The organism is Streptomyces sp. NPDC042346, from assembly GCF_055581845.1.
Genome location: NZ_JBVJEH010000013.1, coordinates 138,732 through 160,697, shown reverse-complemented (window position 1 = coordinate 160,697; position 21,966 = coordinate 138,732). Strand labels below are relative to the sequence as shown.

The 21,966-nt window shown below is 71.2% G+C and carries 22 protein-coding genes and 1 pseudogene; 9 read left to right on the top strand and 14 right to left on the bottom strand.

Annotated elements, in window-relative coordinates; all coding sequences use genetic code 11:
- Positions 1–10: 10 nt before the first annotated feature.
- Positions 11–1,216, bottom strand: a complete 1,206-nt coding sequence (locus ACZ6K0_RS37795) for a hypothetical protein (protein WP_469578035.1) — start codon at positions 1,214–1,216, stop codon at positions 11–13.
- A gap of 235 nt (positions 1,217–1,451) precedes the next feature.
- Here ACZ6K0_RS37795 and ACZ6K0_RS37790 point away from each other — a divergent pair, with 235 nt between their 5' ends.
- A complete protein-coding gene (locus ACZ6K0_RS37790) occupies positions 1,452–2,804 on the top strand; it encodes a tetratricopeptide repeat protein (RefSeq protein WP_469578033.1) in 1,353 nt (450 codons plus the stop codon).
- Positions 2,801–3,685, top strand: coding sequence for a glycosyltransferase family 2 protein (locus ACZ6K0_RS37785; RefSeq protein ID WP_469578031.1), 885 nt, complete (start codon positions 2,801–2,803; stop codon positions 3,683–3,685). The genes ACZ6K0_RS37790 and ACZ6K0_RS37785 overlap by 4 nt, the downstream gene beginning before the upstream one ends.
- Before the next feature lie 76 nt (positions 3,686–3,761).
- Here ACZ6K0_RS37785 and ACZ6K0_RS37780 read toward each other — a convergent pair whose 3' ends face one another.
- The 10 genes from ACZ6K0_RS37780 to ACZ6K0_RS37735 all read right to left on the bottom strand — a co-directional run bounded on the left by ACZ6K0_RS37780 (position 3,762) and on the right by ACZ6K0_RS37735 (position 11,897).
- Positions 3,762–4,763, bottom strand: a complete 1,002-nt coding sequence (locus tag ACZ6K0_RS37780) for a DUF6624 domain-containing protein (RefSeq protein WP_469578030.1) — start codon at positions 4,761–4,763, stop codon at positions 3,762–3,764.
- 41 nt (positions 4,764–4,804) lie between these two features.
- Positions 4,805–4,966: a hypothetical protein gene (locus tag ACZ6K0_RS37775; protein WP_469578028.1), complete on the bottom strand. Its 162-nt coding sequence runs from the start codon at positions 4,964–4,966 to the stop codon at positions 4,805–4,807.
- Between the two features lie 388 nt (positions 4,967–5,354).
- Complete coding sequence (locus ACZ6K0_RS37770) at positions 5,355–6,254, bottom strand: aKG-HExxH-type peptide beta-hydroxylase (protein WP_469578027.1); 900 nt, start codon at positions 6,252–6,254, stop codon at positions 5,355–5,357.
- 94 nt (positions 6,255–6,348) lie between these two features.
- On the bottom strand, positions 6,349–6,510 hold the full coding sequence (locus tag ACZ6K0_RS37765; RefSeq protein ID WP_469578025.1) for a hypothetical protein: 162 nt from the start codon (positions 6,508–6,510) through the stop codon (positions 6,349–6,351).
- Between the two features lie 106 nt (positions 6,511–6,616).
- On the bottom strand, positions 6,617–7,510 hold the full coding sequence (locus ACZ6K0_RS37760) for a protein kinase domain-containing protein (RefSeq protein ID WP_469578023.1): 894 nt from the start codon (positions 7,508–7,510) through the stop codon (positions 6,617–6,619).
- 16 nt (positions 7,511–7,526) lie between these two features.
- A complete protein-coding gene (locus tag ACZ6K0_RS37755) occupies positions 7,527–8,162 on the bottom strand; it encodes a hypothetical protein (protein ID WP_469578021.1) in 636 nt (211 codons plus the stop codon).
- A gap of 5 nt (positions 8,163–8,167) precedes the next feature.
- Positions 8,168–8,899 (bottom strand): hypothetical protein, encoded by a 732-nt coding sequence (locus ACZ6K0_RS37750; RefSeq protein ID WP_469578019.1) that lies wholly within the window; start codon positions 8,897–8,899, stop codon positions 8,168–8,170.
- Complete coding sequence (locus ACZ6K0_RS37745) at positions 8,896–9,540, bottom strand: hypothetical protein (RefSeq protein ID WP_469578018.1); 645 nt, start codon at positions 9,538–9,540, stop codon at positions 8,896–8,898. Before ACZ6K0_RS37745 ends, ACZ6K0_RS37750 begins: the two co-directional genes overlap by 4 nt.
- Positions 9,537–11,423 carry a radical SAM protein gene (locus ACZ6K0_RS37740; protein ID WP_469578017.1) on the bottom strand — a complete coding sequence of 629 codons (1,887 nt, stop codon included), beginning with the start codon at positions 11,421–11,423 and terminating at the stop codon, positions 9,537–9,539. Before ACZ6K0_RS37740 ends, ACZ6K0_RS37745 begins: the two co-directional genes overlap by 4 nt.
- A gap of 39 nt (positions 11,424–11,462) precedes the next feature.
- Complete coding sequence (locus ACZ6K0_RS37735) at positions 11,463–11,897, bottom strand: NUDIX hydrolase (protein ID WP_469578015.1); 435 nt, start codon at positions 11,895–11,897, stop codon at positions 11,463–11,465.
- Positions 11,898–12,185: 288 nt separating this feature from the next.
- Here ACZ6K0_RS37735 and ACZ6K0_RS37730 point away from each other — a divergent pair, with 288 nt between their 5' ends.
- Together ACZ6K0_RS37730 and ACZ6K0_RS37725 are read left to right on the top strand one after the other, a co-directional pair.
- Positions 12,186–13,493: an XRE family transcriptional regulator gene (locus ACZ6K0_RS37730; protein ID WP_469578014.1), complete on the top strand. Its 1,308-nt coding sequence runs from the start codon at positions 12,186–12,188 to the stop codon at positions 13,491–13,493.
- Positions 13,494–13,973: 480 nt separating this feature from the next.
- A complete protein-coding gene (locus tag ACZ6K0_RS37725) occupies positions 13,974–14,420 on the top strand; it encodes a hypothetical protein (protein ID WP_469578012.1) in 447 nt (148 codons plus the stop codon).
- A 1,029-nt stretch (positions 14,421–15,449) separates the two neighbouring features.
- On the opposite strand, the gene ACZ6K0_RS37720 is transcribed toward ACZ6K0_RS37725, so the two are convergent.
- The 3 genes from ACZ6K0_RS37720 to ACZ6K0_RS37710 form a co-directional block, all read right to left on the bottom strand.
- On the bottom strand, positions 15,450–15,773 hold the full coding sequence (locus tag ACZ6K0_RS37720; RefSeq protein WP_469578011.1) for a class I SAM-dependent methyltransferase: 324 nt from the start codon (positions 15,771–15,773) through the stop codon (positions 15,450–15,452).
- A gap of 146 nt (positions 15,774–15,919) precedes the next feature.
- Positions 15,920–16,498 (bottom strand): GNAT family N-acetyltransferase, encoded by a 579-nt coding sequence (locus ACZ6K0_RS37715; RefSeq protein ID WP_469578009.1) that lies wholly within the window; start codon positions 16,496–16,498, stop codon positions 15,920–15,922.
- A 4-nt stretch (positions 16,499–16,502) separates the two neighbouring features.
- Positions 16,503–17,282 carry a GntR family transcriptional regulator gene (locus ACZ6K0_RS37710; RefSeq protein ID WP_469578007.1) on the bottom strand — a complete coding sequence of 260 codons (780 nt, stop codon included), beginning with the start codon at positions 17,280–17,282 and terminating at the stop codon, positions 16,503–16,505.
- A gap of 576 nt (positions 17,283–17,858) precedes the next feature.
- On the opposite strand from ACZ6K0_RS37710, the gene ACZ6K0_RS37705 reads away from it, so the two are divergent.
- From ACZ6K0_RS37705 to ACZ6K0_RS37685, 5 genes and pseudogenes are all read left to right on the top strand, one after another.
- On the top strand, positions 17,859–18,050 hold the full coding sequence (locus ACZ6K0_RS37705; RefSeq protein ID WP_469578005.1) for a hypothetical protein: 192 nt from the start codon (positions 17,859–17,861) through the stop codon (positions 18,048–18,050).
- Positions 18,047–18,565: a hypothetical protein gene (locus ACZ6K0_RS37700; RefSeq protein WP_469578004.1), complete on the top strand. Its 519-nt coding sequence runs from the start codon at positions 18,047–18,049 to the stop codon at positions 18,563–18,565. Before ACZ6K0_RS37705 ends, ACZ6K0_RS37700 begins: the two co-directional genes overlap by 4 nt.
- The gene (locus ACZ6K0_RS37695) at positions 18,562–18,723 is read left to right on the top strand and encodes a hypothetical protein (RefSeq protein WP_469578002.1); all 162 of its coding nucleotides are present in this window, start codon (positions 18,562–18,564) and stop codon (positions 18,721–18,723) included. The genes ACZ6K0_RS37700 and ACZ6K0_RS37695 overlap by 4 nt, the downstream gene beginning before the upstream one ends.
- A 262-nt stretch (positions 18,724–18,985) precedes the next feature.
- A pseudogene (locus ACZ6K0_RS37690) lies at positions 18,986–19,604 on the top strand (DUF2637 domain-containing protein); the annotation flags it as partial.
- Positions 19,605–20,858: 1,254 nt separating this feature from the next.
- Positions 20,859–21,959 carry a hypothetical protein gene (locus ACZ6K0_RS37685; RefSeq protein ID WP_469578000.1) on the top strand — a complete coding sequence of 367 codons (1,101 nt, stop codon included), beginning with the start codon at positions 20,859–20,861 and terminating at the stop codon, positions 21,957–21,959.
- Positions 21,960–21,966 lie beyond the last annotated feature (7 nt).

The following is a 21,966-nucleotide window of genomic DNA, read 5'->3' as shown; positions in this document are numbered from 1 at the left end:
AGGTCCTCCTCTACTTGTCCGCGCCGAGCAGCGCGGCGAACTCGGTCAGAGCGGGCGTGGCCGGCCGACGGCACAGCACATCGCCCTCGCGGGCGCCTTCGACCGGGTAGGGGCGCCAGGCGCCGTTGTCCTCGAAGCCCTCGGGGTCGAGGAAGAACACCTTCATGCCGCGCTCGCGGGCGCGGGCCTGGACCCGGCGCCGGTCGGCGTGGCTGCCGATCACCAGCAGGGCCCGGGCTTCGGGCAGGAACGGCACGTCGGGCACCTGCTCGTCGTAGCGGCGGACGTAGCACTCCTGCATGCCGAGCCGGTCGAACAGGCCGTCGAAGTTGTTCGTGACGACCGGCCCGACCAGATGACCCGCGCGGGCCAGGGACCGCAGCACCCGGTGCGCCGGCGTCGGCTCGGCCCGCAGGCACGCGCCGAACATCTCCACCAGCTCCGGCAGTTTGGCCTCCGGCGCACCCAGCAGCTCGGTCAGGAAGGTGTCCGCCTCGGGGGACAGGACGAACGAGTCGTCGGACCGGTCGGTCACCCGGTACACCTCGTGGAGCCAGTGCAGGGCGGGGATCCCCGCCTCGACCGACATGCCGCACCCGACCTCGACCTGGAAGGGCAGGAAGCCGGCCAGGCCCGACAGGTCCGTGACGATCTCCGGCTCCCCGCGGAGGTCCTTCACCCGCATCCCGCCGGCCAGGACCTTCCACGGCAGCTCCGCCTCGCCGGGACCCGCGGGCCGGTAGCCGTCGGAGTGCACGGTCACCTCCACGTGCCGGTAGCTGTCCGGCATGGCCCGCCCGGCCCGCACGTCCTGCGGGTGCACCTCGTGGGTGCGCACCGCGCACCGCAAGGACCCGCGGCGCCACACCGTCTCGCTCATCTGCGTCCAGTTCCCGGCGACGAGGGCCTTGCCCACCTGGTCGTGGTGCAGGGCGGCCTCCGGCCCGGGGTAGGCGCAGGAGTGGAAGACGTACATCTGCGCGAGGGCCAGCCCCGTAGTGGGGTCGGCGGAGAACTCGTGGCGGTAGTGCACGATCCGCCGCCGGGCGTCCCCGGGCCCGGCCCACCCGGACTGCTCGGCGTTGCGCGGGTCCTGCGTCCGGCGCCACAGCCCCTCCTCGACGTGACGGGGGCGCCCGGCCGGGCGGGCGTAGAAGCGGTCCCAGCGGCGGGACAGGGTCTGGTCCAACGGAATAGTGACGTACGGAAGTTCCATGCTGCGCCTCCGCGGTGGTGAGGCTCGCCCCCGGACGGGGCAGAGCCAGGGATGACGGAGCCCGGCCAATATCAGGCAGGGCAAGGAGGAACGGGCGCGGTCCGGCAGGCGGCTCTCGACGCGGTCGGCCGTACCCGGCGCTGTGAAGAGTGAACAGCTGGACTTGCAAAGCGAGTACGGTGTTCGCCCCGCGGATGCGTTCAAACCGTTCAAGATCACTCACGGGAGGCCGGGCATGCCGGACCCCAACACCCAGTTAGCCGCCGTCATCGCCGAGGCCGGCATCACCTACAACGCTCTGGCCAGCACCGTTCGCATCGTCGCGGCCGAAGCCGGAGAGCGACTCAGTACCCGGCCATCCGCCGTCGCCTACTGGGTCGCCGGCGGTACACCATCCGGCCAGACGCCGTCCTACATCGCCGAGGCGCTCACCAGAAGGATGAAGCGGACGGTGACGGTCGACGAAATCGGTCTAGGCTCCGCAGGCACCGGACCGGCCCTCGCGGCCGACCCGCTCGCCGCCGTCGCCGACCTCGGGAGATTCGTGTTGCTCCGGCGCAGAGACTTCCTCCACTCCGCCTTCGCCACCGCCGCCGTCGCGCTTCCCCTGGCGTACGACCACGAAGCCGTCGCCGCCACCCTCCACGCCGCCGCGCACAAGGGAGCCGTGGGAACGGGCGAGATCAGCACCATCCGCGACCTCACCGAGATGTTCCGGGCAGCCGACGACAAACTCGGCGGCGGGCACGGCCTGACCACCGCCACCGTCTACCTCACCGACACCGTCGTCCCGCTGCTCAAGGCCCGCTTCCCCGACGACAAGCAACGCCGGCAGGCGTACGCGGCCGCCGCCCAGCTGGCCTGCCTGATCGGATGGAAGCACCACGACCTCAGCCGCGAAGGCGCCGCCCAGCGCTACTACCAAGTCGGCTACCAGCTCGCCTGCGAGGCCGACCCGGACGGGCACGCGGCATGGATGCTGCGGGCCATGACCCACCAGGCCCTCGACCTCGGCCACCCCGACTCCTGCGTCGACCTCTCCGAAGAAGCACTCCGTCGCGCCGCCGGCAAGGTCGACCGGCACACCCAGGCTCTGCTCCTGGTGACCTGCGCCCGCGCCTACGGCGCCGCCGGCCACACCGTTAAGGCCGCTTCCGCGCTTCTGCGCGCCGAGCAGGCTCTCGACAGCGAAGACGGCCCGGTGGCCTCGTACGCGGCAGGGTCCGGGCCCGTCGCCGCCACCGTCGCCTCCCACACCGGCAAGACCTTGACCGCCATGCGCGATCACAAGGCCGCCGAGCACCACTACCGCTCAGCCCTCGCCGGCCGCTCCCCCAGCTCCTACCAGCGCGGCCACGCCCTGACGCTGGCGAACCTCGCCAAGTCCGTGGCCGCCCAGCGCCGCCACGAGGAAGCCGTGCACCTGTGGCGGCAGTGCCTCACCGTCATGGAAGGCATCGACTCCGACCGCAGTCGGCAGGAGGTCGCCGCCATAAGGGTTGCCGCCGCGGGGTACGCGCGCCGCGGCATCCCCGGCGCCGCCGACCTGACCCAACGCGCCAACCACCTGCTGAGGACCCCGGCATGAGCGACACCACCGACCTGAGGATCGGCGTCGTCATCCTCACCATGGGCGACCGCCCCCGCGAGCTCAACGCCCTGATCGACTCCGTCACCGCCCAGAACGGCGAACCCGCCACCATCGTCATCGTCGGCCAGGGCGCTCCTCTCCCGCCCCTCCCACCCGATACAGTCCCGCTGGAACTGCCTGAAAACCTGGGCATCCCTGGCGGCCGCAACGTCGGCGCCCGGTGGCTGCGCGACCACGACCGAGCCGACCTGGTCGTCATCCTCGACGACGACGGGCTACTGCCCCGTACCGACACCTTCCAGCTCCTGCGCAACGCCTTCACCACCCATCCCCGCCTCGGCATCGTCAGCTTCCGCATCATCGACGACCACGGCCAGACCCAGCGTCGCCACGTCCCCCGCTTCGGAGCCGCCGACCCCCTGCGCTCCGGCCCCGTCACCACCTACCTCGGCGGCGCCCACGCCATCCGTACCACCGTCATCGACGAGGTCGGCCCCTTCCCCGACCTCTTCTTCTACGCCCACGAGGAGACCGACTTCGCCTGGCGTGCCCTCGACGCCGGCTGGGACATCCACTACCGGGCCGACGCGATCCTGCGCCACCCGCGGACCCCCGCCACTCGGCACGCCGTCTACTACCGCAACACCGGGCGCAACCGGGTCTGGCTGGCGCGACGGCGCCTGCCCGCCCTCCTCATCCCGGTCTACCTCGCCACCTGGGCCGCTTACACCCTTTCCCAACGCCACCCCGCGTGGGGGCTGCGCGCCTGGTGGGCCGGGTTCTTCGAAGGGCTCCGAGTCCCCTGTCCGCCGCGGCGTCCCATCCGATGGCGCACCGTGTGGCGTATGACCCGCCTGGGGCGGCCACCCATCATCTGATCCGTCGGGCGTGCACGGCGCGATCTGCTGAGGGCGGAGACGACCTCGGGCCCGTTGCCTGCCGTGCGGGCCAGCCCTAACCGGCGCTGGCCGTGACCTGTTCGATGTATGTCGCCAGCGGCGGGAAGCCCCACGCTGCCCGTAGCGCCTCGACCTCGTCCGGGTACGCCACGGGATACGGGACGAGCGTGCCGTCGGGCCCCTGTGTCAGCTGGGTGCCGAAGATCTGCTGCTGCCCTCGGGCGATCCGTACCCGGTCCTCCAGCAGAGCGCCGTGTTGCGGATCGGCGTCGCCCGCGGTCACGGCGGCTGAGAGCAGTTCCAGGCACTCCTGCTGGAAGTCGGGCTGCCGGTCAGCATGCTGGGCAAGCAGCCAGGCAGCCCCAGTAGCTTGCCGGCCGACCAGCGCCTCGCCCGGCCATCCGCGCGCGGCGATCACCTTACGCAGCCAGGTGGTGTTCGCCTCGTCCACGGCCCGCCACCGCTCCATCAGCTCAGGCGTCCGCTCGGCCACCGGGACCAGCCGTACGGCCTGGTCTTCCGCCTGGCGCCGGAGGAGCTCCGCGGCCAGGTCCTCGTCGATCGCCGGCTGGGGCCGTACGGCCGCAACGCGGTCCATCATCCCGAACAGCTCGCCGGCTAGCACCCGGGTGTCCTCGGGAAGGTTGAGCCGGTAGACCGCGCTGCGCTCCACCCAGTGGACCGTGTGCTCGGGCGTGCCCTGCATGGCGAACGGCCTGTCGACGACACCGACGAAGATGTGGTCCCGGTGCTCGTGGCGCCGATCGCAGCGGCTGTCCGGGGCGGCCGGCATCGAGACCACATGCCACACCGACGCGGTCGCCGGGTGTGGATACCCCTCGGGAAGCGGCGGCGGCAGCAGGCGCACGCGACGCCCCGTCTCCTCCGACACCTCCCGCACCGCAGTCGCACGCGGATCCTCACCAGCCTCACCGTGCCCGCCGGGCACGAGTTCACCCCCGAGGCGCGGGTGCTCAATCACGCACAATCGCCACTGCCTACCGAACCGCGCGAAGGCGTAGCAGCTCGCCGTCTCATGTTCCACCAAGTCACCCATGTGCCCGATTCTCAAGTCCAGGGGGTGTCAACCGAACGGCTTCAGGACAACTTCAGCCTGGTGCGGCAGAGCGTGCGGAGCAAGTCACCCCCGAAGTGGAGGACGCCGCCACGGCCCTTCTCCAGGCCGCCTGCTGCCTCGACGCGATGCCCCTCGTCCTGCTGCTTCTCCGCGGCCGTGCCCCGGTCGACACCGGTACCCATGAGCGAAGGCCGAGCGGGAGCCGGCTGACCATGCGCCGATCCCGGAAGCAGTAGTCATCCGTACACCGCCTCGGGCGATCCGTTGCCGGACCATGGTGGTGTGGGCCAGGTCGGGCGGTACGGGTCGTCGACGTCTCACCGTGGGCTGCGGCGAAGTGGGAGGCGATCTGCGCCCACCGCAGCGAGATCGCGCGCCCGCGGCCCCTGCCCGAACCAGACCGCAACGAGATCATCAGCACTGAGCAGTTCACCCGACTCCGCCTCAGCCCCGCACCGGGTGTTCCGCACGAGCTCATCGCCTGACCGGCCCACCGCCCACAAGGTCCCCGCTCGCACGATCGGAGACGAAATGGCACGCTGACCACGACCGAGGGCAGTCGCGTACCCCCTACAGGGAGAGGGCCTCGTCGTAGACGATCTGCAGGCGCTGCTGAAGCTCGGGGTGTGCGACGAGGGCGAGCGCCTTCGTGTGATCGGCCGTGGTGGTCGCGAGCAGCCGGCGCTGCTGGTCGAGGTAGCCGGCCAGGAAGCGGTGGAGGCCGCCACTGGTTTCGGTGAGCACGCGGGCGGTGTAGATCATGGTCAGGGGGAAGGCCCAGCAGGCGTGGAGGAAGCCGAACGCGGGCCTCTGCGAGTTTCGCCAGGGGGAGTGGAACGTCTCCGCCTCGTCGAGTGCGCAGCCGATCGAGGCCAGGGCGTCGTTGAGCCAGTTGTGGCCGGCTTCGTGGACCAGGTCGCGGCCGAGTACGGTCGGGGCGCCGACGTGGTCGGTGTATACGGTTCCCGGAAGCCGGGTGATGGCCCAGCTGATGAGGGTGTCGCCGAGCGCTTTGCGCCGGAGCAGGCAGGTGACGACTGCGTGGTCCGCCAGCAGATCGCCGAACCCGTGCCGAGCTGCCGTGTCGAAGGCGGATGCGGTGAGGGCGAGTTCGTCCGCCGAGGCGGCGGTGGTGTCGGGGCCGAGGACGTAGTACGCGGTGTCGGAGATCGAGGACCGCAGCATGAGGCGCGGGTCGGGCGAGACGATGACACGGGGGCCGACGGTCGTCGGCGTGGCGAGGGTGATCCCGTTCGCGTCAGGGCGGTCCTGGTACCAGTCGAAGGTGGCGGTGTCCCCGGTGCGGGCGGCGGCTTCGGCGCCTTCGAGGGCGTGATGGGCCAGGCAGTAGGCGTCGGCCGGCCGCTCGGTCCGGCCCACGTGGGCCCGGAAGAGGCTGTGGATCCGCTGCGTGCGGTCCCGGCGCAGGCCCTGGATAGGGGAGAACGCGAAGTCGAGAGGTGCGGGCACGAGGGTTCCTTCCCGAAGCTGGGCTGGGGCCGGCCCCGTCGGGCCGACCCCAGGGTGACTACCGGCGGGTCGCCGCCGGGCGTCAGGGGGTGTTTCAGGCGTCGGTGCCCTCGGGGGTGGTGGCCGGCTCGGTGGCCGTCCAGCCGTCGGCGGAGACGCTGGAGGTGTGGGCGGTGGCGCGGACGGTGTCCTCGTCGGCGCGGAGGGTGTCCACGGCGGTGAGGAAGGACTCGGGGGTCGTCTGGTTCTCGGTCATGGTCGGTCTTGCCCTCTCATGGGTGGGGATGGTGGGTGTCGTGTGCTCGGGCCGGGCGGGGGTGCTCGGGCGGAGTGCACCGCAGGCCCTCCTTCCGGAGGTGTGCTTAGTGCCCGCGGCGCGGTTGCGGCGCGGAAGTCGGTTCGGCTGCCTGCCGGATGCCGTCGTGCAGGTCCGCCATCGTGGGGCGGTCCCTGGGGTCCGGTGCGAGTGCTCCGGTGAGCAGCGGGCGCAGCGGGCCCGGCGCGGAGTTCAGGCGGTGGTCGCCGTGGCGGGGGATGTCGCCGCATGCGAAGCGGTGGACCAGGACGGCGAGGCTGAACACGTCGGCGGCCGGGGTGGCGGTGTTGTAGGAGGAGGCGTATTCCGGGGGCCAGTGGACTTCCGGGCCGCGCCCGGCGGGGCCTCGGGCGGCGGTGGTGAGTCGGGCGGCGCCGAGGTCGGTGATCATCCCGTGGCCGTCGTGGACGAGGACGTTCTCCTGGTAGACGTCGCGGTGCACAATGCCGCGTTCGTGCAGGTGGGTGAGGCCGGCTGCGACGTCGGCCAGGATGCCCAGTCCGGCGGCCGTGGTCTTCTCGTCGCGTGGGGCCGTGAGCCAGGAGCGGAAGGAGCCGCCAGGGCAGTAGGGCATCGTGTACCAGTCGAACCGGTCGGTGGCGCCTTCCTCCAGGAGCGGGACGACGTGTCCGGCGCCGGTGGCGGCGCGGGCTACGGCGATCTCGTGGCGGAAGTCCTCGCGGGCGAGGGCACGTTCGGCCGGGGTCATCTCGGCGTACCAGTAGAAGCCGTACGCGGCCGGGCGGTCCTTCTCGTCGAGTTCGGCGAGGACGTGGTTGTTGCCGAACCCGGCCTTGAGGACCACGGGCGCCGCCTCGTCCCGGCTGACGAGGGCCAGGGTGCTGGCGCGGGTGAAGGAGAGCAGGGTGTGGACCTGCCATCCGTCGGTGCCGAGTTGGTCGAGGACCCAGGCGGCCGGGTGCATTGGATGCAGACGCATGTCGGGGGCACTCCTCCTATACGCGCGCGGTGGGCGCGGGGGTTTGGCGTAAGGCGCTCAGGCACATGGCGGTCAGGGTGTCGAGGTCGGTGCCGGTGCTGCAGGGGTGGCGCAGGACGGCCAGCCCGGTCACCTCGGTCCAGGCCGTGGTCGCCTGGTCGTACAGGTCGGTGAGGTGTGCAGCGGTGTCGGGGCCCTCGCCGAAGCGGCGTCGCGTGGCCCGGCGTGAGAGCCGCTCAAGGCACAGGCCGGGCGGGGTGGTGAGCAGGACGGTCAGCTTCGCGCGTGCGGTGGGCGCGTGGGCGAGCTGCCGGACGCAGTCGGTCACGGGCAGACCGTGGACCAGGGCGAGCTGGCACGCGGTCGACAGGGCGAGCCGGTCGGCGACGACGTGCCCGCGGGCGAGGGCGGGGGCCAGGTTGTGGCGGCCGTGCAGGTCCAGGTCGAGGCGTACGGCGGAGATCGCTTCCGTGCTGTCGGCGGCGCGGAGACCGGAGCGCAGGCGGACGATCGTCCGGGTGGCGGGGAGCGACAGCCAGGAGAACTGGCCGATGTGCCCCAGCGGCAAGCCCTCGGCGCGGGCGGCAGCGAGGAGCCGGTCACGCAGGGTGCTCTTGCCCGCCCCGGAGATGCCCTCGATGGTCAGCAGCATCCCCTTCACCGCTCGCCGACCTCGGCGGTCAGCCAGCTGATGAACTTCGCGCACCGCCCACGGACCACCGGCTCCGTGCCGTGGGCGAGCTGGGAGCCGTAGAGCAGGGCGGTGCCCCGGGCGGGGCCTACGGTCCAGCGGGTACGGGGCATCTGCGTGAACCAGCCGGCGGAGTGGTCGGCGCCGTCGTGCGCCAGCCACATGCCGGGCGCGTAGCCGCTGCCGGGAAAGTGGCCGAGGCGGGTGTCCCACAGGCGGCTGTCGGAGGAGGTCTCGACGTAGAACCCGCCGCCGGCCTCCGCCTCGCTGATCACCACGCTGATGCCGGCGATCTGCCGGGGCCAGGCGAGCGGGTCGGGGGCGATGCCGTCGAGGTGGGAGGTGATGTGCTGGCCGGGCCCGTACTCGACGTACGTCCACGGACGGCACGTCGTGATCGACGGCATGACGCGGGACAAGGCGGGGCGGGCCCGGTCGAAGGCATCCTGGAGCAGCTGCTCGGCCTGCTCGGGGATCTTCGGGATCTCCACTCGCCCGGCCGGCTCGTACACGGCCATCGCCTGCTCCGGGGTGTGGCCGGGGATCTCGTGGATCGAGCTGCTGCGCTGCTCGCCGAAGTGGCTTCGACGCTCGGAGGTGAGGAAGGCGCGCATCAGGGCGGCGAGCTGGTCCCGCTCGCCGGCGGTGAGGAAGCCTTCGACGCTTCCGATGGCGACGGTCTCGGCGATGTGGATCACGACGTGTTTCTCCTTGATTCGAGCACGCGGCGGACGTCGCCCAGGCCGCCGGTGCAGTGGTTGAGCCAGCTGGCCACGGGCGCCTGGGTGGTTGCGGCCGGGTCCGCCCACAGGGCCAGCAGCTCGCCGGTCAGCGGCAGGTCGTCCACACCGGGCAGGGTTTCGGGGGCCGGCGGCTCGGCGGTGAGCCGGTCCAGGGCCGCGCACGCGGTGGCGTGCCGGGCGGCGAAGACCCGCCCCACCCGGCTGGCCGCCGCACGTCCGCAGGCATCCAGGAGCCCCGGCGCCGGAGAATGCTGGTGGTAGGCCCGGTGCTCGGCCGCAGCCCAGCCGCTCCCTACCGCCGCCGCGGCCGAGGTGACACGACAGGCCGCACAGCACGCGTTGGACGTGCGCGGGCAGGGCCGGTGGTGGCCGGGCAGCTCGGCCGCGACCTCAAGGAGCGCTCCCCACGCGGAGCCCGCCAGCACCGTCTCCGGCGACCGGGAGCCGGGAGCCCGGTGGCGGCAGCAGGCTGGTCCGGATACCGGCGCCCGATCGGCGGCCGGCAGATCGGGGGCGATGAGCAGGACGTGGAAGTACGCGATGCGCCCGAGCAGCTGGTGGACGGTCAGTTCGTCGAGGACCCGTTCCCCGCTCACGCCGGCACTCCCTCACGAAGGGACACGTCCGGCGCGGGGACAGGGCAGGCGCACCGGTAGCCGGTCGGCCGCTCGCCGCCGAGGGCGGCGGCGACGCCCCGGGTCGCCTCGTCCACGGCCGCGAAGTAATCCGCCCAGCCGTGTCCGGGCGCGGGCAGCAGAACCAGGTCGACCACAGGGACACTGCGCGTACTGCTCTCGCACTCCAGTTCGGCGCGGCCAACCGTCACCTGGACGGAAGCCGGCAGGGCGGGGGCCGCGGCCGTGGCCGCACGGCACAGGGCGGCGGCCACGCGGGCGTACTCCGCGCGGTCGCGGGGCAGGACCCCGATCCGGCGCTCGGTGGGGAGCATGCCGAGGCCGTCGTACGAGTGGCCCTCGCAGCTGTCGTACGTGACGCAGCCCCACGGGCCGGTGACGGCGTCGACCAGTGGGCGGACACCGGCCTCGATCGCCTCGTGCCACTGCGGGTGGCCCGGGTCGAGGTCGTCGGCCTCGTGTACGCCGGGTTCGCCGACGGTGTTGATGTTGCCGTACGCGCTGGTGTGCAGCCGCACGGGCTGACGGTCCGCGTCCGGGCGGTCCCATCGGGAGAGGAAGACATCGATGTCCCGCATGCTGTTCGGGGTCTGCGGGCGCCACCGGGTGGTGCGGCACAAGGCGCCGTCCGGGTGGGCGGGCTGGGCGAGGAGGGCTGCGATCCCGTCGATCATCCGCGTGCGGTGGTCGCAATAGGCGTCCTGGTCGCCGGCCTTCTCGTAGCGCCAGCGGGTGGCGATACACCCTCCGCCGCACGCCGAGCGGTACGAGCAGCCCGTGCACCGTCCCATCAGGTCCTTGCCCTGGTTCAGCAGCGGGAGCCTGCGCTGGGCGGCGACGATGTCGGGTTCACCCGCGGTCTGGTCGAGGCGGGTGAGCTGGGCCTGGGGCCAGGGGAGTTCGTCGCAGCTGCCCAGGCGGCCGTCGGGGTAGAGCGTGAAGACGTGATCGCATTTCAGGTCGGAGAAGTGGCAGAAGCCGGTCCCCAGCCCCCGCAGTCGGCGGATCGTCGACACCGCCGGCTCCAGCTTCAGCCGGGTGAAGTGTCCGCCCGCAATCCACCGGGCCGTGGCGGCGAGGACGAACTCGGCGTACTGCGCCGGGCTGATCGCCCAGGCGGGGCCGCCTTCGGCGCCGACGGCGGCCTGCTGGAGCCGACGGCTCGCCGGAAGCCGCCGCCCGAAGGAGGCGGTGGGCCGCTGCACGGGGGTGTCGAAGCAGGGAACGAAGCTGACGGCGTTGACCGCCTCGAACCCGGCCAGGTGATCCACGACCTCCTCGGCGCGGTCGACGACGGCCGGCGTGACCGCCGCGATCACCCCGGCCTTCCACCCGCGGGCAGCCAGGAGCCGGAGGGCGGCAGCCACTTTCGGGTACACCGGCGTTCCGTCGTACCCGACCCTCCAGGCGTTGCCCTTCGCGTCCCCGTCGAGAGACACCCCGATCCGCAGCCCCGGGTACGTGGTCTCGAAGAGGTCCAGCCACGCGTCGTCTAGCAGGACGCCGTTGGTCTGCATCGAGACACGGACCACGGCAGGCTGCCTGGCGAGTTCGTGCAGCACCTCGGCGATGTGCTCGCGGCCCGCGGTCAGCGGCTCACCGCCGTGCAGCTCGATCGCGAGCTGGCGGCCCGGGAAGATCTCGGCGAGCCGACGCACCTGCCCGGCGTCGATCCGCGCTCCTCCCGGGGCCTCCTTGCGCTTCTCGTAGCAGTAGATGCAGTCGATGTCGCAGGTCTCCCCGCGCACCTTCAAGATCACCGAGACGGCAGCCTCGCCTTCGTCGTCCATCAGGCTGCGGTACAGCTCGTTGATCGGGCCGTGCCGGGCGGGGGTGCTGTGCATCGGCTGCCTCCCTGTTCGGGTCGGGGCGGATGGGTGGGGTCAGGCGTCCAGGAGCCCGAGGAGCGCGCCCTGCCCGGACTGGAGCACGTGCGCGGTCTCCAGCGGGATCCAGAAGCACTCAAACCTCGTCGGCTCACCGTGCCCGTCGTGGTCCTCCTGGCTCGGCCACCGCTCAGGGGTCGGCTCGGTCAGCTCAAGAAGGAAGATGTGCCGCTCCTGGATCTCGGGGCGGTACGGGCCCATGTCGTACGAGGCAACGCCGAGCTTGCGCACGACCTTGAAGTCCGTCAGTCCGGTCTCCTCGCGGGCCTCGCGCAGCGCCGCCGCCTCGGGCGTCTCGCCCTCGCGGATGCTGCCGGCGGGAACCTGGACGCCGACCTCCTCCCAGGGGAAGTCGGTGTGGCGGTGGACCAGCAGTCGGCCGTCGCGCACGATGTAGCACAGCGCCTTGGCCTTGGTGACCTTCTCGGACACGGGAGTTCTCCTCGGGAGTGGTCGGATCGTCCGTCGGTTCCCAGCCCGAAATCGGGCAACGGGGATTGGGCGGAACGGAGGCGCTGAGTCTAGGTCTCGCGAGAAGGCTCCCGGCGGAGTCCGCAGAGGCCGAAGCGACCTGCCGCATGAGGCTGTCGCCACCACTCGTTCAGGACTTCGAGGATGGGACAACTGTCCCTGCCAGCAAAGAGGTTGCCGGTAGTCCCCCGGTAGTCCCCTTCGACCGAAGGAGGGACGGAGGGCGCGGGCCGGTGCTTGTATGTCGGAGTGGACCAGTTCACCCACCCGCTCGCCTACCTACGGTGGCAACGCGGACTGACCGGGCCCGGCCTCGCGGCCCGGGTCCGTACCGCCGCAGCCGGCCGCGGCCTGCGCTCCGGCGCGGACAAGCAACGCGTGCGGAAATGGGAGCGGGGAGTCGTCCCCGACGCCGATACCCAGTACGACATCGCCGAGGTCCTGGGAGTGCCGGCCGACGCCGTCGATCCGCACACCTGGCCGAACTGGCTCCTCGCGGGCGACACGGGAATCGTCCCCCTCGGCCCGTCCAGCACCGTGCCCGCCCTGCGAGAGGCCCTCACCAGCACCATGGACCGACGTGCGTTTCTTTCCGCTTCGGGCGTAGCCCTCACCGGTCTTGCCGCCGCCTGGGCAGGCGCGGAGGCCATCGCCCTCCCCTCCGCGAAAGGCGGCACGAGCGTGGGGGACGACCTCGTCACCCTCCTCGAGGACAGCACCCGACGCCTCAGCTCGATCGCCACCGAGCAGCGCCAACATCTCACCGCGCTCCTTGACGGACACCTCACCACCGTCACCGACCTGATCGAGCACGGCCGCTACGACAAACCGACAGGCCAGCGACTTCACCACCTTGCCGCTTCCCTCGCCCAGACGGCCGCCTGGCACCGCTTCGACCGCGGACAGCACACGACCGCCACCAAACACTGGGTCGCCGCCCTTCACAGCTCCCACGCCACCGGGGACCGCGACATGGGCGCCGCCATGCTCGGAGACCTTGCCTACCAGGCAGCCTGGTGCAAGGACCACCCCACCGCCGTCGGCATCCTCACCCACGCCATCACCCGCACCGACCACCCCGCCGCCCGCAGCCTGCTTCACCTCCGCCTCGCCCGAGCCCTGGCCACCCAAGGAGACAAGCGGGAGACCCAACGGGCCCTCACCACAGCCGAACGGCTCCTCGCAGCCTCGACCACGAGGCCCCTGCCGACCTGGTGCTCCTGGTACGGCGAAGCCGACCTCGCCGTCGACACCGGCCAGGCCCTCCTCGACCTCGGCGATACAGCCCGCGCTCACCAGCTGATCAGCGAAGGCCGGGCCCTGCTGCCCCCCGAGCGCGACAAGACCCGCGGCGTTTTTCTCGCCTTCCAGGCATCCAGCCACCTTGAACTCAAGGAACCCGAGATCGCGGCCCGTACAGCGGGAGAGGCCCTCTGGCTCGCCCGTCGCATCGGGGCACCGCGCTGCGAAGCCCTCGTGCAGGAGCTCATCCCCGCCTTCCGGCACGTACGGGCCGCCGAAGGCGTCGAGGAGTTCCTGGCCCTGGCCGCCAGCTGACGCGGGCGGGATACCCGTCTTTCGCTCGGTGTCCAGCCGCATGGCCTGCTGGCGTCCTTGATGCGCTGCTGGCACTCCCTGGGCGGTGGCGCGCCGACCTCATCGCCCAAGAGTGGCTCTAGCCTGTGGATCCGGACGGGCCGCCTGTGGTCGTGAACCAGGCAGATCCGCTTCGGGTGCCTGATGCCGTCCCAGATCAAGGACGAGCTACTCGATGCGATCCGAGCAGGAAGCCTCATCGTCCCCGTGGCGTAGCTGGCCATTCCACACCCGCGGTCGCCCGCCGGCGCAGCCGTTCAGCCGTGCCACAGCCGGATCCGACTCCAGCACTGTCATCGGATGGAGTGCGGCGAGGTAGCGGGAAGCAGATGGCCGGGACCATCGCCCTCGGCATGGCGGCCCAGCCCTCTGTCCGCCGGACGCTGCTGGAGCGGCATGCAGGGGTGCCTGCCCGTGTGCGGTCACGCTACCTTTGGCCGGATGCAGCCACAGCAGCCTTCCACCTTCGCGCCCATCTCGCCCTCCTACGAGCAACCCGGCACCCGTACGAAGACTGTGGTGCTCTCCCTCGTCGCCGGGCTCGTACTCGGCGCCGCGGGGATGGGCGCTGCATGGGCGATGAACGCCGGCTCAGACTCCCCTGTTGCTGGTGGGACTCCAGCTGCAGATGCGCGTGCCGCCTGCGAGGCGCTTGACGGGTTCGACCCGGAGAAGTACACGGCCAAGGGCCCTGCCGGCGAGGTCGCCGTCAACCGCTATGCGGCAGCCGGGGCCCTTTCTGCGTCGGCAGCAGCGGGCGACGCGAAGTACAAGGAGCTCGCACAGACCATTCGCCGATCACAGAACCGCCACGCCCAGGTCTTCGACTTCGACGCGACGGTGAAGAAGGATCTGGACCAGGCGCGCGAGATCTGCCAAGCCCTGTAGCCCGATTGCCCCGGCGCGCCGACGGCGTGGACGATTCCAATCGTCGGGGGACGTGCGGCACGATGGCTCCCGCCCGCCTGGCGATCCGGTCTTCCATCGATCCTTACTGCTCGTAGGTCCACGCCCGACCGGTCTGGCGGTACTCCTCGACGGGGATGGGTATGACGTCGGTCCGCATCCGTGCGATCTAGAGCGGGCCGTTCAGGTGGTCGATCTCGTGGTGGATCAACCGTGCGAGCCCGCGCTCGTAGACGGCGGTAGCCGCCTGGCCCCTCGGAGGCGACAGCACCGCCGACACTGCGAAGGTCGAGCAGTGGGAGAACGGCCGCTGGTGGCACTTCGAGACCATCACCGCCGATGAGATCCGAGCCGTTCAGGCCGCTACCCACACCACCGAGAAGTGAGGAGCCGCAATGAGCATGGCCGCAACGACAAACGCCGAGGAGCGAGCACGCTGCGGTGTATGCGGTAACGAGGTCGCGCGCCGCAAGGACGGCATGGTTCGACGCCACGGTAGCTGTGAGGGCGCGGGTGAACTGGCGCTGTTGCCCCAGTATGGCGTCCGCTGGGCCCCGGACAAGCCCGTGTTCGCGTACGGATCGCGGCACGAGGCAGAGCGAGCGATCGATGCGCGAGGCGCTGGTGTCCTGGTGTCCCACGCCGCAATCCCGGGGCGCCCCAGCGACCAGTGGACTGCCTGGGCTCCGGTTGACGGCGAAGCCGCCGAGAAGTAGCGAGGATCACTGCCATGAGGAGGTACCACAGGGCCGGGGACACGGTCCTCGTTCTGGAGGGTCCCGAGAAGGGACAGACCCTGACGGTCTCGTCCGTCCGGAACCCGGCACTCGGCCGACGGGGATCTTGACTGGACCCGGGAGCAGCTCCTCGCAGCCCGGCAGGAGACCACCGCCATCATCATTCGCGCCAGAAGGCCGAGCCGGGCCTCCGCAAACATCGCGCGTCCAGGGCGTCGAGCAGTTCCTCGCCGCCTTCCGCCCGCCGACGCGACGCTGTGAACGACCAGCCGCCCTACGGGCTTGTCCCCTCCGCGCCGACGTCGTCACGGGTGTGCTCGACGGAGCCGGTACGCAGCTTCGTCGACCGCGCGCAGCCGGTCGTACGCCCGCGCCGGGAGCACGAGCTTCCAGTCGGCCAGGGGCTGGTCCACAGGTTCAGCACGACGTCGTACGGGCCCGGCGGCGGGGTGCGCATGTCCAGGGCGTGGAAGGTGAGGTCGGGCCAGAGGGGGCGGGCGGTGGCGAGCTGGACGGGTGAGGTGGCGATGCCGGTGACGCGGTAGCCGGCGGCGGCCAGGGGTCCGGACCCCGGAGGAGCGTTAGGGGCAGCGGCCAAGGACCGGGGCAGCAGCGGCGGCGGGCGGCTGCAGCACCGCACGTCGGAGCAGTCGTGCGCATGGCGGCTTCGCCCCGGTCATTCACTACAGGGCCGCTGTCATCCGCTCCCACGGGCAGCGCACCCGGGGCGGCAGGTCAAGCACGTCACTGGAGCGCACGGGGATCTCTCTCAGCTTCGGCGAGTTCGGCGAGGGGATGGTCGGGGTGCTGGATGACGTCGGCAGGACGCTGTCCCATCCATCCGGACAGGCGGTGGTCGGGGCGCTTCGTGCGCACGTGGGTGAATCCCTCACGGAGGTAGTAGTCCTGCAAGCGGATGTTCGCGCGATCGCAGTCAAGGCGCACCCACGGCCGACCGTCTCGGCGCGCAACGGATGCGGCCCAGTCGATGATGCGTCCCCCGAGTCGGGCCCCGGTCGTACCGCGGGAGCTGATCAGCTTGGCAATGTAGACCGCCGAGTCGAGATCGTCCTTCGGGGTCCAGAAATCCGTGTCGGGCCGGGCGAGGGTCACGGTTCCGACCACGCCGCCGTCGCCGTCCTCAACGACGTACGTTCGGCCGGCGGCGATGTCGGTTCTCCACTTGTCGAGCGCCCGGTCCCGGAACCCGGGGCTGCGCCATTGGTCGATCCCTTGGGCGGCGAGCCATTCCTCAGCCTCCAGGCGCAGCTTCATCAGCGCGATGGCGTCGTCGTCCGTGGCTCGTCGGATCAGATGTTGCACGCGCTCATTCCTGGAAGTCGTAGATCAGGACATTGCGGTCGCCGGGGGCGATGGTGACCATGCAGCGAACGGGTTTGCCGTCGGCCCCGTAGCCGATGAGGGTGTGCCTGGTGACGGGGTGGGTGGCGTCGGGATCGAGGTCCAGCCGCTTGATCTCTTCGTCGGTGGGCAGCCAGGAGCGCACGATGTGGCGCCTGCGGACCTGCGGGTGGCCGATGTTCTTGAGGATGCCGCCGGCCATGGTGACGTCGCGTTCCTCCATCAGCGGAGAGTCCATGGCGACTTCTCTGGGGAACCAGGAGTCGGCGAGCTGGAAGGGCACGCCGTCGACGCGGCGCAGGCGGCGGCGTGCGACGGCGAAGGATCCGGGCTCCAGTTCCAGCCATTTGGCGACGTCCTCAGGGGCCCGCTCGACCGTGACGACCGGGGTGTCCTGACTCGGCACGCGGCCGAGCTCCTCGATGGAGGCCTTCCAGTCGTCGATACCGCGGGCGGGGTCATCGCGGCGCTCTCCGTGCTCGAACGAGTGAACGTGCCACTCAATGGGGTCTATGACACGCACGAAGACGCCCTTGCCCTGCCTCGAGGTGACCAGTCCCCAGCCCTTGAGCTTCAGGACGGCCTGGCGCGATGTCTCGGGCGAGGTTTGGTACTCCTCGACCAGCGTGCGGGTCACCGGCAGTTGACTGCCTTCGCTGAACTCCCCGGCCTGGATTCGGCTTCGCAGATCTTCGGCGATCTCCTGGGCGCCCCAATGCCTTTGCTCCTTGGATCGGCTATTCATGCCGTCAGAGTAGCCAACTTACCAAGTGAAGCAAGTGAAGCTATCGGCACATCATCAGGCCGCCTGCGCCCACGTGAGGGCTGACCAGCACTTCGTTTGATCCTCTGTCCTCAACGACCGTTGTGCGCGACGTGGTTGACGGCGTGCCAGCTCGCGGTCTACGGTCGCTCCAACTTCACTTGTGAACCTAGTGAGGCTAGTGAAGTTGGTTGGAAGGTTCGGGCCACGTGGGCCTGGCCGCGCACAGCGGTCACCTGCCGATCTCGATTCGTGACAATCCTCCACAAAAAGCCACACGGCGTCGTCGCTTGAGAACTCCACAGCGGACATGGGACTGAGCGCCCGGCGCGGCTCGGGCGGCATCGCGATCGCCGCACGGCCGGCCCGGGCGCGACTGAGAAGTCCAGACACCCAAGGTCCGGCGCACGAAGGCTGTGTGCCGTGGCCTTGGCCGCCTGGCCAAAAAGACAGCCCCGCCCAGGAGTTCCTCCCGGACGGGGCCACTCGGCCCGTGAAGGAGTCGCCACTCCGGACCGGACCTGATCCGAACACCTCACTGAGCGAGGAGTCCGAACTGTGTCCCAGATTAATAAGTACCCCGCCCCCGCTGCCGCGCGGGTCGGCTCGACGAGCGCCGCGCACTCCAAGACGATCGCCGCCGCGGTGGACACCGCCGCCCGGGCCCGCGCCGCGGAGGTGGCCGGGGCGTACCTGTCCAACCTGACGCTGGCCGCGAGCGCGGCGGCCGCCAAGGGGGTGCGCTCATGACCAACCTCGACGACTTCGAGCCGGTGCACCCGAGCCTGGCCGCGTTCGCGGGAATGGCGCGCAACCGGCTCGGCAACCTGAGCCCGGCCGAGCGCCGGGTGCAGGCTGCTGAGGCAGCGCGCGACGTGCTGCTCCGGGCGATCAAGCTCGATCTGAAGCGCATGGCGGCGGACGAACTCGTCCTGGAGATCCTGGAGATGCGCGGCGCCCTGGCCGGCCTGCTGACCGTCACGGTCCCGGCGGCCACGCCGCCCCCCAGCCCCGACCAGGGCGGGCTGACCGATGACGACCTGGTCTCCAGTCTCTTCGACATGATCAGCGACGTGGCGCCGCTGGGGGCCGACGTGGCCGTACACCTCGGCCGCCCGCTGCCCAACACGCTGATCGACAGCCTGGTCCGGGCGATCAACGCTCCGGGTCTGCGGGACGTGGGCGGGTACCTCGAGGCCCGCGGGCACTGCGGGACCTCCACCGTCCACATCACCACCACGACGTCCGCCGCAGGTGCCCGGTGACGCAGAGCGCGCCCGAGGACCGGCGCCCCCGCGAGAACCAGATCATCACCGAGCCCGCCACGGTCGACCGGTGCCAGGCGGACTACCGCCGCGGCACTGCCGACCGGACCACCGCCTACAAGAAGATGCGGCGGGCGGGGGCGCCGGGTCGCTGGTGACCACGGCGCCTCCGGCCTGCCCGCACCGGCCGCCGCCGCGACGGCGCGGCAGCAAGGCCGTCGGCGGCCGGTGCGGGTGGCCCATTCAGCAACGCACGGGGACGGAACAACCCCCCGATGTCCCCCCTCGCGGCCTCCGCCACCCGGAGCCGCCTCGCACAGGAGAAGTACGGTGACCACCACCTCCAGCACTCCCCCTACGACACCCCCGCCGGTCCCGGCCGGCGAGCCGGACCGGCAGCCCCTCAACCAGGCGCAGCGCGTGATCGTCGGTGTCGTGGTCGGCGGCGCGGTGGTGATCGCGGGGATCGGATTCGCCGGCTCGTACGCCGCAGTCCGGGACCTGGCGATCCGCAAGGGCTTCGGCACCTTCGCCCATGTGTTCCCGCTCGGCGTCGACGCGGGGATCCTCGTCCTGCTCGCGCTGGACCTGCTGCTGACCTGGCTTCGGATGCCGTTCCCCATGCTTCGGCAGACCGCGTGGCTGCTGACCAGCGCGACCATCGCCTTCAACGGCGCCGCGGCCTGGCCCGACCCGCTCGGCGTCGGGATGCACGCGGTGATCCCGGTGCTCTTCGTCGTGACGGTCGAGGCCGCCCGGCACGCGATCGGCCAGCTGGCGAACATCACCGCCGGCCGCCACCTGGAACCGGTTCGGCTGATCCGCTGGCTGCTGTCGCCGCTGCCCACGTTCAGGCTGTGGCGGCGGATGAAGCTGTGGGAGCTGCGCTCCTACGACCGGGTCCTCGCACTCGAGCAGGAGCGCCTCGTCTACCAGGCCCGCCTGCGTACCCGGTTCGGCCGCGCCTGGCGCCGCCGGGCCCCCGTCGAGGCCAGGCTGCCGCTGAGGCTCACCCGCTACGGCGTGCCCCTCAACTCCGCTCGCGCGCTCGCCTCGGCCCCTGCCTCGGCCCCTGCCCCTGCCCCTGCCCCGGCTTTCGAGGGCAACGCGCTGGAGACGCACGTGGCCGACGCCCTCGCGCTCGCCTCATCCCCGGACCGAGCCCCGGCGCCTTCCACGGGCGAGCGCATGAACGTTCCTTCCCCGCCCGTGAACAACGGCGCCGACGCCGGCGTGAATCCGCACGCCGGGCACACGGCCGAGACGCGGCCGGCCGCCGTGAACCAGGCCGCCGGGCGTGAACCGGGGCCCGTGAATCCGGACGCCGGGCAGGGCGTGAATCCTCCGATTCACACCGGGCCCGACGCCGGCGTGAACGGTTCACGCGAGGACGGTTCACGGTCCGGCGTGAACGGTTCACGCGAGGACGGTTCACGGTCCGGCGTGAACGGTTCACGCGAGGACGGTTCACGGTCCGGCGTGAACGGAGCGATGAGCGCCGACGATTCACGCATGAAGCCGTTCACGCCCCCCGTGAACCGCACCGCCGTGAACCGCGTGAACCGCGTGAATCCCCTGCTCGCAGGCACCGTGAACGGATTCACGCCGAGCGTGAAACCTCGTGAATTCACGCGTGAAACCGAGACCGTGAACCGGTCGGAGTGGAGCGTGAAACAGCCGTTTCACCTCAGCGTGAACCACCCGGCCGACCGTGAACGAAGCGGCGTGAACGACGGAGACGGCACCGTGAATCCGGCTCCGGACAAGACCGTGAACGGGCACCCCGGCGATCGTGAACAGGAGCGCGTGAACGAGACCGACGGCGACGTGAACCGGGACACCGTGAATTCACGCCGCGCACGCCGCGCGCACGCCGCAAAGCCGCCGGCTCCGAGTTCGGTTCACGCCGCCCTCGGCGCCCCGAGCCCGGAAGAAACAGAGCGCGCCGATGCGGCCGCGGCCTGGTTCGCCGCGAAGAGGGCCGACCCGAGCCTGACCCAGAAGGACTTCGCCAAGAGACTGGGCCGCTCGCCGAGCTGGATGACCAAGGCCCTCAAGGAAGCGGCCCGCAAGGCCGAGACCGCCGCCGATGACTGAGCCGCTCCATGGGGGCCGCTCCCGCGCGGCCTGCCTGGGGCCAGGCACACCGCCCGGCCCCAGGCTCCACGCCCTGCCACCAGCGGGGCCACTGAGCCGTACCGAACCCGACCACAACGAGCAGTTCATACGCCTGCTGATCCACCTCGCCCTCCAGGGCGAGCGGGTCACCGGAGCCTCCGAGGAGGGAGGGAACATGACCACCGCAGACGAGAAGACCGACCCGTTCCACGTGCCGCTCCCGGACGAGGTGCCCGTACCTGAGGCGCGCGCCGAAGAGGCCCCCGACGGTGGCCGTAAGACGGCCGAGACGTCGGCCCCTGCCCCCGTAGACGCTGCTGTAGATGCCCCTGTAGACGGTGTAGACGCGCAGGTCAGCGCGACGGAGGACGCACCGCCGGCCCCCCGGGGGAGCGGGGCGGAGCCTGTCATTCCGCCCAAGCCGAAGTCACCGCCGCAGCCGCCGAAGAACGGCCCGGAGGAGACCGCCGCGGACTGGTGGCGCAGGGCCCGGGACCAGTCGAAGACCACCCCGGCGAAGGGCTCGCCGCGCGAGTCCAAGTCAGGCTGGTGGGACCGTCTCTACAAGGACCAGGACGCGGACCTCGACACCTACACCGGGCACGTCCTGACCGTGCCGGAAGGCGGCGGTCCCGTCCTCATCGAGGTCCAGAAGACCCCCGAGCCCGAGCCGCCGGAGCCGGACGAGACCGAGTGCGAGGAGTCCGCTGAGGGCCCGCAGGACCTCGAAGTCCCCAAGCCGCAGCCGACCCTGCAGATCCGCACCCAGCCCGCGAAGGGGTGGCGTCCCAGCAGGTTCTGGCGCGTCATCACCTTCAACGGGACCGCAGCGCTGGCCGGGTCCGCCATCGGTCTGAACGCCTACCTGTCCCAGTTCCCGCCGGCCGCGGTCACCGCTGCCGACGGCCTGCTCGGGGCCGGCATGGCGCTCGGCGGGGCGTTCGTGGCAGGGAAAGTGGCGGGCAGCGAGATGCTCTCACCGTTCGTGCCGTTCGGCACCCTGGGCCGTATCGGAGCGGTTTTCGTCGCCGCCGAGCTCGGACGACGTCTCAGCCAGGAGCTGCTGGCCTACACCTCCGACTCGGTCGCCCGACACGTCGGGCTGAGCCAGACCGACATCTCCCTGCTCGTCGTAGGCCTCACCATGTGCGGCGCCTCGGGCTGGCTGGTGTGGCGCACCCGCCACGGCGGGCTGCTCAAGCGCTGGCTGGCGCGCATCCCGCTGGCCACGTCCCTGCTCGTCTGCGCCCTGTACTCCAACGGCCCTGTCATCTGAAAGGCAC